The sequence below is a fragment of the Pantoea sp. R102 genome (assembly GCF_004916815.1).
Lineage (GTDB): Bacteria > Pseudomonadota > Gammaproteobacteria > Enterobacterales > Enterobacteriaceae > Pantoea > Pantoea dispersa.
In genome coordinates this window covers 1-12369 of record NZ_SDFT01000199.1, presented here as the reverse complement: position 1 = coordinate 12369, position 12369 = coordinate 1, and the positions used below count along the sequence as shown (strand labels likewise).

Annotated in this window: 6 protein-coding genes; 3 read left to right on the top strand and 3 right to left on the bottom strand. The window is 57.5% G+C overall.

Annotated elements, in window-relative coordinates; all coding sequences use genetic code 11:
- From ERD80_RS18935 to speA, 3 genes are all read right to left on the bottom strand, one after another.
- On the bottom strand, positions 1 to 4388 hold a 4388-nt coding region (locus ERD80_RS18935; protein WP_136548067.1), incomplete at its 3' end, for an Ig-like domain-containing protein.
- 201 nt (positions 4389 to 4589) lie between these two features.
- The gene (locus tag ERD80_RS18930) at positions 4590 to 5285 is read right to left on the bottom strand and encodes an EAL domain-containing protein (RefSeq protein WP_136548065.1); all 696 of its coding nucleotides are present in this window, start codon (positions 5283 to 5285) and stop codon (positions 4590 to 4592) included.
- A gap of 706 nt (positions 5286 to 5991) precedes the next feature.
- Entirely contained in the window at positions 5992 to 7971 is a 1980-nt protein-coding gene (speA, locus tag ERD80_RS18925; protein ID WP_071813582.1) for a biosynthetic arginine decarboxylase, read from the bottom strand.
- A gap of 796 nt (positions 7972 to 8767) precedes the next feature.
- Here speA and metK point away from each other — a divergent pair.
- The 3 genes from metK to ERD80_RS18910 all read left to right on the top strand — a co-directional run.
- Positions 8768 to 9919, top strand: coding sequence for a methionine adenosyltransferase (metK, locus tag ERD80_RS18920; RefSeq protein ID WP_021506636.1), 1152 nt, complete (start codon positions 8768 to 8770; stop codon positions 9917 to 9919).
- Positions 9920 to 10437: 518 nt separating this feature from the next.
- Positions 10438 to 11832: a sugar porter family MFS transporter gene (locus ERD80_RS18915; RefSeq protein ID WP_031279461.1), complete on the top strand. Its 1395-nt coding sequence runs from the start codon at positions 10438 to 10440 to the stop codon at positions 11830 to 11832.
- A 104-nt stretch (positions 11833 to 11936) separates the two neighbouring features.
- Positions 11937 to 12369: SprT family zinc-dependent metalloprotease (locus ERD80_RS18910; RefSeq protein WP_136548063.1), on the top strand; the 433-nt coding region annotated here is incomplete at its 3' end.

Sequence of the window (12369 nt, the reverse complement as noted above, 5' to 3'; positions counted from 1 at the left end):
GTCGCCGTCAGGCTGTGCTGCCCCTCGCCCAGCGCAGTGGCTGGCGTGAAGCTCCAGCTGCCGTCGTCGTTGACCGTGGTGGTGCCCAGCACGGTATTGCCATCCGAGACGGTGATGGTGCTGCCGGCGGTGCCGCTGCCGCTCAGGACCGGCGTGGTGTCGTTAGTGGCACCGCTGGTGATCAGCACCGGCGTGCCGCTCTGATCATTACTGAGCTGCACATTGCCCGGCGCGGCTGGCGTGGTGGTATCGATGGTAAAGCTGAGGGCGGCCGAGGGTTCGCTGGTATTGCCGGCGGTATCGGTCACCGTCGCCGTCAGGCTATGGTCGCCCGCCGCCAGCACCGGTGCGGTGAAGCTCCAGCTGCCGTCGTTGCCGACGGTGGCGGTGCCCAGTACCGTATCGCCATCGGAAATGGTCACGGTGCTGCCCGGTTCCGCGCGGCCACTCAACACCGGCGTGGTGTCATTGGTGAGGCCATTGCTGACCGGCACCGGTGTGCCGCTCTGGTCGTTGCTGAGCAGCAGCTCGCTGGCCACGGCAGGGGCGCTGGTATCGACGATGACAATCACCGCCGTACTGCCCGGCCCGGTATTGCCCGCCGTGTCGGTAACGGTGGACGTCAGGTTATGCTGCCCTTCGCTCAGCGGATCGGTCGGGGTGAAACTCCAGCTGCCGTCGCTGCCTGCCGTCGCCGTGCCCAGCACCGTATCGCCGTCGCTGACGGTCACTGTACTGCCGGGTTCAGCGGTACCGCTCAGGGTTGGCGTGGTGTCATTGGTGCTGCCGCCCGCGGCAACCGGTGTGCCGTCGCCATTGCTGAGCTGCAGATTGCCCGCCGCCGCCGGTGCCTGCGTATCGACGATGACGGTTACCGGTGTTGACGCCGGTCCGGTATTGCCGGCCGCATCGGTGACGGTGCTGGTCAGGCTGTGGCTGCCATCGCTGAGGGGTGGCGTGGTAAAGCTCCAGTTGCCATCATTGCCCACCGTGGTGCTGCCAATCACCGTACCGCCATCGGAGATAATGACCACACCGCCAGCTTCACCGCTGCCGCTCAGGGTTGGCGCAGAGACGTTAGTGCTGCCTGTGCCCAGCGGATCGCCGTCATCGTTAGTCAGCTGGATGCCTGTCGGTGCTGCGGGCGCGACGGTGTCGATGGTGATGGTGATCACCGGCGAATCCGTCACCGTGCCGCTGCCGTTATCGGCGCTGGCGCGGAATGCGTAGGTGCCGTCGGCCAGCGCCGCTGGCGTGAAGCTCCACTGTCCGTTGCTGCCCGCGACAACGCTGCCCAAAACCGTGCTGCCGTTGTACAGGGTGACGAGATCGCCCGCCCCGGCCTGGCCGCTGAGAATCGGCGTGCTGTCGGTGGTGCTGTCGTTATTGGCCAGTTCGACCAGCGTGCTGCCGTTATCATCGGTGACAATCAGCAGGCTGCTGGTGGCCGGCACGCCCGCCTCAATGTTGACCGTGAACACCGGCGATGCCGGGCTGACGTTGCCGGCCGTGTCAGTCACCGTGGTGGTCAGGCTGTGCTGCCCGTTGGTGAGCGCATCTGGCGTAAAGCTCCAGCTGCCGTTGCTACCGGCGGTAACGCTACCGAGCAGCGTGGTGCCGTCATAGATACGCACCACCGCGCCCGCTTCTGCCGAACCGCTCAGGGTTGGCGTGCGATCGTCGGTGGTCTGGCCGGAAGCCAGCGCACCGGTGGCGCTGCCCGCGTTATCCGTCACCTGCAGGCCGCTGACGGCGGCAGGCGCGGTGGTGTCAACGCTAAAGGCGATCGGCGTTGATGCCGGGCTGACGTTGCCGGCGGCATCGGTCACCGTGGTGCTCAGGCTGTGATTGCCCTCGCCCAGCGCTGGCGTGGTGAAGCTCCAGCTGCCGTTACTGCCCACGCTGACGCTGCCGAGAACGGTGTTGCCATCGCGAATCGTGACAATACTGCCAGCTTCCGCCGTGCCGCTCAGCAGCGGTGTCGCATCGTTGATCGCGCTGCCGCCCGTCACCGGCTGTGCGGTACTGCCGGCATCGTTCAGCAGTGCCAGATCGCTGGCTGCCGCCGGTGGCGTGGTATCAACCGTAATGTTCAGGGTGACGGTGTCAATCACATTGCCGTCAACGTCGGTAATGGTGGCGCTGAACGCGTGGCCGCCCTCACTCAGGTTGCTCAGGGCAAAGCTCCACTGCCCATTGCCGTCGGCGGTGGTGCTGCCGAGCAGATCGCCGCCGTCAAAGATGCGGACGAGGCTGCCCGCCCGGGTCAGGCCGGCGAGGGTCGGGCTGTCGTCATTGGTGACGGCGCCGTTTTGCAGTGAGACGAGGGTATTGCCGCTGTCGCCCACCAGCTCAATGCTGGCGCTGGCGGGTGGCAGCGCAGCGTCCACATTGACCACAAATTCCGCGGTCGCGCTGCTGACGTTGCCCGCCGCATCAGTTTGCGTAACGGTCAGGCTGTGGCTGCCGTTGCTGAGCGCTGGCGTGGTAAAGCTCCAGCTGCCGTTGGCCCCGACAAGGGTATTGCCCAGGAGCGTGCTGCCGTCGTAAATGCTGATCAGCGCACCGGCTTCGCCGCTGCCGCTCAGGGTAGGAGTGTTGTCATCGGTGGTAGCGCCCGACGTCAGCGGGCCCTGGCTGGCACCCACGTTGTCGATCACCTGCAGATCGCCGATCGCCGCCGGTGCGGTGGTATCGACGGTGACCACGATAGCCGCTGACGCCGGACCGGTGTTGCCGGCGCTGTCGGTGACCGTGGTAGTCAGGCTGTGATTGCCGTCGCTGAGCGCTGGCGTGGTGAAGCTCCAGCTGCCGTTACTGCCGACGATAGCCGTGCCGAGCACGACGTTGCCATCGCGTACCGTAACGGTGCTGCCGGCCTCTGCCGTGCCGCTCAGCGACAGCGTGTTGTCATTGCTGCTGCCGCCGGCGGCAATCGGCGTCACGGTGCCATTGCTGTCGCCGGTCAGCAGCAAATCGCCTGCCGCGCCGGGCGCCACGGTATCAATGGTGACCGTCAGGGTGACGGAGGTGGTGACGTTACCGGCGGCGTCGGTGGCAACCGCGCGGAACGCGTAAGTACCATCTGCCAGCGTGGCGGGAGTGAAGCGCCACTGACCGCTGCCGTCGGCAATAGTACTGCCCAGCAGCGTGGTGCCGTTGTACAGCGTGATGACGGCGTTAGCGCTCGCCAGGCCGCTCAGCACCGGCGTGCTGTCTTTGGTACTGGCGCCATCGCTCAGCGTGCGCAGCGTGGCATCGCTATCGTCGGTAATTTGCAGCGAACTGCTGGTTGACGGCAGGCCCGCCTGAATCGTCACCACAAACGGAGAGGACGCAGCGCTGACATTGCCGGCAGCGTCCGTCAGCGTCACGGTCAGGCTGTGGCTGCCATTGCTCAGCGCTGGCGTGGTAAAACTCCAGTTGCCGTTCGCGCCCACCAGCGCCGTGCCGAGCAGCGTCTGACCATCGTAAACGCTGACCACAGCGCCCGCTTCACCACGGCCGCTCAGGGTCGGCGTGTTATCATCGCTGCTCGATCCGTTTGGTACCGGCGTGGTGCTGCCGCCGTTGTTGTTGGTCAGGGACACGTCCGTGGCCACTGCCGGTGGCTGCGTATCGACGGTGAAATCAACCGGGCTGGTGGCCGGACTGGTGTTGCCGGCAGCATCGGTGACGGTAACCGTCAGGCTGTGCTGCCCTTCACCCAGGGCGGGTGTCGTGAAGCTCCAGCGGCCATCGGCACCGACGGTGACCGTTCCCAGCAGCGTGGTGCCGTCGTAAATACTGACAATGGTCCCCGCTTCGGCCGTGCCGCTCAGCGTAGGCGTGTTGTCATCGGTGCTGGTGCCGCCCGTGATAGCGCCCTGCACGCTGCCCGCGTTATCCGTGATCAGCAGATCGCTGACCGCCGCTGGTGCTGTGGTATCACCGCCGCCGCCATTGTCGCCGCCGCCGTTATCCCCACCGCCGCCACCGCCGTTGTTACCGGCGATCAGCGCACCGATACCGGCCAGCGCGGCGCCGGCGATACCAAAGGCGGTCAGTGTGCCGTCACCCGTGACGTTTTCCGCTAACAGCCCTTCCGTGCTGTCGATAGAGACAAACTGGAAGCCTTCTGTGCCGGGATCTTCCACCCACCACAGCGCGCCTTTGTCGTCCTGCAGCACCAGATCGCTGTCGCCGTTAGCATCGTAGAATTTATGAATAACAACGACTTCACCGGATTTAGTGGTGACCACTAAATCACTACCATTGCGTGTGAAAGACTTAATATCAGCCTGATTAAGGTTGAGCTTAACCACACTGGGAGCAGTCAAATTAACCTGATTACCGCTCACTTCAGTAGCAATCGTTCCGCCTTTAGGCGTTACAGAGATATTGTTCATTTTATCGATATCCCGCGCAGTTATAAGCTTAATGGCATCCATAAAAACGCCCGGTATCGCCAGACACCGGTATTCTTCGCGAATAATTCAATGAATTACTCACATCCTCTCCAGGCCGGTTTCATCTGCCAGAGGCACAGTGAAAACGCGCTGAGTCGTTATTTGCCGCCCGTCCGAAAAAACAGCTCTGCCGAACTCTTTTCAGACTTGCGCCAACAAATCAGTGAGATAGACGCTCTTCCAGTGGTAGCCTTGCATGCCGTAAATTGATTTTTGCGACAGCAAATCAACCTGACGTTGATGTTCAACGCCCTCAATAATCACGCCGCGACATAATTGATTGAGGTGGTCGAGCAGAATGTCGAAAGTGCGATCTTCGCCAAATTGCCAAAAAAAATTTTTATCAATCTTGACGATGTCGAATATTCCGCTATCGAGCATGGTCAGGTTGGAAAAACCCGGACCAAAGTCATCGAGCCATAACGGGGCCGGCGTGATTTTGGCTACGCCTTTCAGGATCAGCAGGTCGGCACTATTAAAACGTGCGGTGAAGAAGGCAGAGATTTCCAGCCGTAATCGCGTCAGCGCGGCCAGTTTTCTCTGTATTTCAGCATCTTTAAAAATGCCTGAAACAATATCTCTGTCTACATTAACGCTGATGACCTGCTCAAACCCCGCATGGTAAAGCTGAATAAGTTTTTCGACCTGGTGGAGGAATAACTGCCATTTTTCGTCAGCAGAAAGCCGACTGAAGAACCCTGCATCCCTGTCAGGGTTACGCTTATTATTGGTATCTGCATCATCTGCGAAACGCGTCAACAATTCCCATGCCACCACTTCACCGGAAATAGCGTGAACCGGCTCCAGCATCAGAATGTAGTCGGATTTGCAGCGCATTTTACGATCCTTACACTGGCTGATAGCGCGTTAAACCGTCAGCTTTTCTCATGTGATTCGTAAGGGAAACATCGATAAAACTTAACACCTTAACTGAAGGTTAACTTACAACTTACATTTTGAAAAATAGATTTCAGTGAACAACAGCGCGAACTTTAATCGTTTAAACCAATCAATAAAGCTTCCTTTTCACTGCATGTTTCATATAAAGATCAGATAATTCTTAGATTTCAGATTTTGCCAATCGGCCCTGACAAAAAAATAAAACCAATAATCAATTGATTAATAAGCAATTAATTATAAAGAATTGGTATAAATTCTGGCTTTGTGCTTAAGATGGGATATTGCACTGCTTAAAGCGGGATTCCAGAAAGCGTCAAAAAACCGACAGTCTGCACATCGCTCACCCACCGCCTTATGCTTAAATTTTTATTATAGATAGCCAGAAACTCATAAAAGAAAGATTGGTCATTTGCGGGCAGGTACAACACTAAGCCACAGATTTAAAAAACGTTTTTTTCGCTGCCGATGCGCTTTCGCTGCTGAATTAAGCAGATAGCTTTTGTTAATAAACGGTTTGAATTTGCTGTTTCGGCCGGGATAATTTCAGAGTGATAGCGATCACGAATTAAATAAATGGCGGGAAGGATTGTCAGGGAAGGTGATAATAACGGGCTCCAGCCGGAGCCCGTTGCGGGAAATACACTTACTCGTCTTCGAGATAGGTGTAGCCGTAAAGCCCACTCTCAAACTCTTCAAGGAACTGCGCCCGCAGCTCTTCGTCAATATCCTGCTGCTGTTTTACCTGATCGCGGAATAACGTCATCAGATCGTTAGGATTGAGCTGCACGTATTGCAGCATATCCGCCACAGTATCACCTTCATCAGACAGCTGCACTTCTACACTGCCATCCGGGAAGGCGAAGACGTCAACCGCTTCGGTATCGCCAAACAGGTTGTGCATATTGCCGAGGATTTCCTGATACGCCCCGACCATGAAGAAGCCCAGCATCGGTGGATTATCCACATCGTACTCAGGCATTGGCATGGTGGTGGCAATACCGTCGCCGTCAACGTAGTGATCGATGGTGCCATCGGAATCACAGGTGATATCCAGCAGTACCGCACGACGCTGCGGAGTTTTGTTCAGTCCCTCCAGCGGCAGCACCGGGAACAGCTGATCGATGCCCCACGCATCCGGCATCGACTGGAACAGCGAGAAGTTGACGTAAATCTTGTCCGCCATGCGCTCCTGCAGCTCATCAATGATCGGCCGATGGGCGCGGTTGCTCGGGTCAAGATGCTGCTGAATATAGTGGCAGATGCTGAGATACAGCTGCTCTGCCCAGGCGCGCTGACCGAGATCGTAGGTGCCTGACGAATAGCCGGTATGGATGTCGAACAGGTCCATCTGGCTGTCATGCAGCCATTCGCGCAGCGAACGGCGTACGCTCGGCTCGTGCATCTCCTGCCAGGTATCCCACAGGCTCTGAATCGGGCGCGGTGAGTCGGCATCCGGTGCGACCGGCGTACTGAATTCATTGCGCTCAACGCCGATGATGTTGGAGACCAGCACGGTATGGTGCGCGGTCACCGCACGCCCCGATTCCGTAATCACGGTCGGATGTTCCAGACCGTGCTCTTCACAGGCGTCGCCGATGGCCCAGATCACGTTATTGGCGTATTCGTTCAGGCCGTAGTTGACTGAGCAGTCTGACTGCGAACGTGTGCCTTCGTAGTCAACCCCAAGCCCGCCGCCGACGTCAAAGCACTTGATGTTGACGCCCAGCTTCGCCAGCTCAACATAGAAGCGCGCCGATTCACGCACGCCGGTGGCGATATCGCGAATATTGGACATCTGCGAGCCGAGGTGGAAATGCAGCAGCTGCAGACTATCGAGACGACCCGCTTTGCGCATGATATCGACCAGCTGCAGCACCTGCGATGCCGCCAGACCAAATTTGGATTTCTCGCCGCCGCTCGACTGCCACTTACCGGAGCCCTGCGATGCCAGACGGGCGCGAATGCCGAGGCGCGGCACCACGTTCAGCCGCTCGGCTTCTTCCAGCACCAGGCGCACTTCGGTCATCTTCTCAATCACCAGATAGACTTTATGGCCGAGCTTTTCACCAATCAGCGCCAGACGGATATATTCGCGGTCTTTATAGCCGTTACACACAATCACCGAGCGGGTTTTCCCGGCGTGCGCCAGCACCGCCATCAGCTCAGCTTTGGAACCCGCCTCCAGCCCCAGCGGCTCGCCTGAGTTGACCAGCGATTCAATCACGCGCTTATGCTGGTTAACTTTGATCGGGTAAACCAGGAAGTAGTCGCCCTTATAGCCGTAGGATTCACGCGCGCGTTTAAAGGCGGCATTAATCGAACGCAGACGGTGCTGCAGAATTTGCGGGAAGCAGAACAGCGCAGGCAGGCGCTGGCCGTCGGCCTCGCGCTCTTTAACCAGCTTCGCCAGGTCAACGCGCACTTCCGGCTGATCCGGATCCGGACAGACGCTGATGTGGCCGAGTTCGTTGACGTCGTAATAGTTGTTTCCCCACCAGGCAATGTTGTAGGTGCGCAGCATTCTGCTTGCGTCCTGATCGTTCATCGCCACCTCCTGCATCGAGCGGAGTACACCCTGTTCGCCAGCTGACGAACCCTTGATATTCTTCATGTCGTCAGACATCACGAACCTCAATTTTCCGTTGAAATATGAAAAAGTTGCCGGATTTTGCTGCTACTGCGCCGGATGGAAATTTCCTCATTCTGCTTATCTTGCCTCAGCAGGTTACCGTGCGCCTTACTGAGGTTAAGTGTAAAACACCGTGCCGGAAGCGGTGCACAACGGGGCAAAATCGTCCCGCATCACCTCACCACAGGCGAGTGAAACACAGCAGAGAAACTGGGGGAATAGCTTAGCCGGCGCTCGTGTCGGGATAATTACCGCAGCGCAGAAAACTTCGACGAGAGAAAAGAGCAGAACTGGAAATGGAAAGGCGTGCCAGCGCGCCAGAACGGCGCCGTGAACCGAAGAGAGCGAAAATGTGGTTCATTGTTTTTATCACCTCCAGCGCCTGCTAACAGCATGCGGAAACGGAGTGGATGAAAATCAGATCAACAGCCTCTGACAGCGCGACGCACGGGGGCGTCATCCATGGGACAACTGCGGCGTTTTATACAGTCTGACGCGGCAAAATGCAAAATCTTTGTCGGCGCGCTGCGGCGGGTGTCAGGAAAATATTCCAGTTGATCTGTAGCGATAAATGCGGATGGCGAAAAAGCACTGGAAAAACGCGCACTGAGTGACCTAAAATAGCCGTCCAGATGGTTTTCCATCTAAACTGATTAACATCCAGGCGGTGTGAGCCTGGTACGCTGACACTTCCTACTGCTTGCGGCTTTGCCTGAAGGGGCGTCGAGCTGGCATCATCCCGCTTACGCTATGCAGTCGAATTCAAACCATTTGCAAGGTAAAGAACAGAATGGCTAAACACCTTTTTACATCCGAGTCCGTATCAGAAGGACATCCTGATAAAATCGCCGATCAGATTTCCGATGCCGTGCTGGACGCCATCCTTGAACAGGATCCCAAAGCACGCGTCGCCTGCGAAACCTACGTAAAAACCGGTATGGTGCTGGTTGGCGGTGAGATCACCACCAGCGCCTGGGTCGATATCGAAGAGATCACCCGCAATACCGTACGTGAAATCGGCTATGTTCATTCCGATATGGGCTTTGATGCTAACTCCTGTGCGGTGCTGAGCGCGATTGGTAAACAGTCGCCGGACATCAACCAGGGCGTAGACCGTACCGATCCGCTGGAACAGGGCGCGGGCGACCAGGGCCTGATGTTTGGTTACGCCACCAATGAAACCGACGTGCTGATGCCGGCACCGGTGACCTACGCGCACCGTCTGGTGCAGCGTCAGGCTGAAGTGCGTAAAAACGGCACGCTGCCATGGCTGCGCCCGGATGCCAAAAGCCAGATTACCTTCCAGTATGACGGCGGCAAGATTGTCGGTATCGATGCGGTAGTGCTGTCAACTCAGCATTCAGAAGAGATTTCACAGGCCGATCTGCGTGAAGCGGTGATGGAAGAGATCATCAAGCCGGTACTGCCGACCGAGTGGATCAACGCCAGCACCAAATACCACATCAACCCAACCGGTCGTTTCGTGATCGGCGGCCCGATGGGCGACTGCGGCCTGACCGGTCGTAAAATCATCGTCGATACCTATGGCGGCATGGCTCGTCACGGCGGTGGCGCGTTCTCCGGCAAGGATCCGTCGAAAGTTGACCGTTCAGCGGCTTACGCTGCGCGCTACGTGGCGAAAAATATCGTTGCCGCTGGCCTGGCCGATCGCTGCGAAATCCAGGTTTCTTACGCGATTGGTGTGGCAGAACCGACCTCAATCATGGTGGAAACCTTCGGTACCGAGAAAGTTTCAACCGAACAGCTGACGCTACTGGTGCGTGAATTCTTCGACCTGCGTCCATACGGTCTGATTCAGATGATGGATCTGCTGAAGCCAATCTACAAAGAAACCGCTGCCTACGGTCACTTTGGTCGTGAACACTTCCCGTGGGAACAGACCGACAAAGCCGCCCAGCTGCGCGAGGCCGCAGGCCTGTAATCTACGCGGGTGCGGGCAACGGCCCTCACCCCGAGCTTCTCTTAGCGGAGAAGGTAAATCGAGCCCGCGCAAGCGGGCTTTTTTAGCGGCGAAATTTCCACTCTTTCATCTCTGACCGCTTCCCCTATCCCGCCTCTGCACCATCACACTTTTTGTCTATACCACCGCAGGCGCATTTTTCAGCGCTGTCTACACTGTTAGCACTGCGCTTACAACAAAGTGTTAACGATTACATTTTGAAATCCTTTTAATATCTTCAATTTAGAGATTTTTCAGCGTAGTAACGGTGATGAAAATGCGTTATTTTCAGCGTCGTCTGATAGCCGATATTTATAGTGATGTCAGAAACTTAAAGGGTGCTATACCTTACTGGTTATGTGACTGATTCGGGCAAAAAATGCTGGATTACAGGGTTTCAGCGTGTGTAACCGATTACATCGATGTGATCGCACTCACTTTTTCCCGCAGGCAGCTTACTTAACATTGATAAAAAAAGATGGATAAACTTCGGAGGCAATATGCCTGGTAATACTCACAAAAGCAGAACCTCAAACAAGGCGATGACCCTGTTTGTCTGCTTTCTGGCCGCTCTGGCGGGCCTGCTATTCGGTCTGGATATCGGCGTTATCGCCGGTGCCCTGCCCTTCATCGCGAAAGATTTCAACGTTACCGCACATCAGCAGGAGTGGATCGTCAGCTCAATGATGTTCGGTGCTGCGGTCGGTGCTGTGGGCAGCGGCTGGATGTCTTCGCGTCTCGGCCGTAAAAAGAGCCTGATGGCCGGTGCCATCCTGTTCGTTATCGGTTCACTGTGGTCGGCGATGGCGCCAAACCCGGAAATGCTGATTGCCGCGCGCGTGGTGCTCGGCCTTGCCGTCGGCGTTGCCTCTTATACCGCCCCGCTGTATCTCTCGGAAATCGCACCGGAGAAGATCCGCGGCAGTATGATTTCCCTGTATCAGCTGATGATCACCATCGGTATTCTCGGCGCTTACCTGTCTGACACCGCGTTCAGTGCCTCGGGCGACTGGCGCTGGATGCTGGGCATCATCACTATTCCGGCGGTGCTGCTGCTGGTTGGCGTGGTGTTCCTGCCAAACAGCCCGCGCTGGCTGGCGGCGAAAGGTGACTTCCGCGATGCACAGCGCGTGCTGGATCGCCTGCGTGACACCAGCGAGCAGGCGAAACGCGAGCTGGATGAGATCCGCGAAAGCCTGAAGATCAAACAGTCCGGCTGGCAGCTGTTCCAGAGCAACAGCAACTTCCGCCGCGCGGTGTTCCTCGGCGTGCTGTTGCAGGTGATGCAGCAGTTCACCGGCATGAACGTCATCATGTACTACGCACCGAAAATCTTCGAAATCGCCGGCTTCGCCAATACCACGCAGCAAATGTGGGGCACGGTGATCGTGGGTCTGGTTAACGTGCTGGCCACCTTTATCGCTATCGGTCTGGTGGATCGCTGGGGCCGTAAACCAACACTGGTGCTGGGCTTCCTGGTGATGGCAGCCGGCATGGGTATCCTCGGTACCATGCTGCACATTGGCATCAACTCTGCCGGTGAGCAGTACTTTGCCATCGCCATGCTGCTGATGTTCATTGTTGGTTTCGCGATGTCAGCCGGTCCGCTGATTTGGGTACTGTGTTCTGAAATTCAGCCGCTGAAAGGGCGTGATTTTGGTATCACCGTCTCTACCGCGACCAACTGGATTGCCAACATGATCGTTGGTGCCACCTTCCTGACCATGCTGAACTCGCTGGGCAACGCGCCGACTTTCTGGGTCTACGCCGCGCTGAACGTGTTCTTTATTCTGCTGACGGTCGCGCTGATTCCGGAGACCAAAAACGTCTCGCTGGAGCACATCGAGCGCAACCTGATGTCGGGCAAAAAACTGCGCGATATCGGCCAGCAGTAAGGCCAGATGCGTTAACCGGGGCTGCCGCAGGGCGGCCCTTTTTTTATCTGCCGCCTGTGCGCATGCAGTTGCGTACCCCGCTGCAACGCCTTATGCTGCCGCACATGAAAACGCCACGTCTGCCCATCGCCCTGCAACAAGCCGTCATGCGCTCGCTGCGCCATTTTTTGCAGCTGGCTCAGCAAAAACTCGAACGTCATTTCGAAGAGCCGACGCTGGTTTATCAGCAGCGCGGCACGGCCGCAGGCACCGCTTGGCTGGAGCAGTGGCAAATTCGCCTCAACCCGGTGCTGCTGCTGGAAAACCAGCAGGCTTTTATCGATGAAGTGGTGCCGCATGAGCTGGCGCATCTGCTGGTGTGGAAAACCTTCGGCCGCGTGCCGCCGCACGGCAAAGAGTGGAAGTGGATGATGGAGGACGTGCTGGGCGTGCCCGCCCGCCGCACCCACCAGTTCGCCATCACTTCGGTGCGCAGCAATACCTTCCCCTATCGCTGTCGCTGCCAGCAACATCAGCTGACGGTACGCCGCCACAACC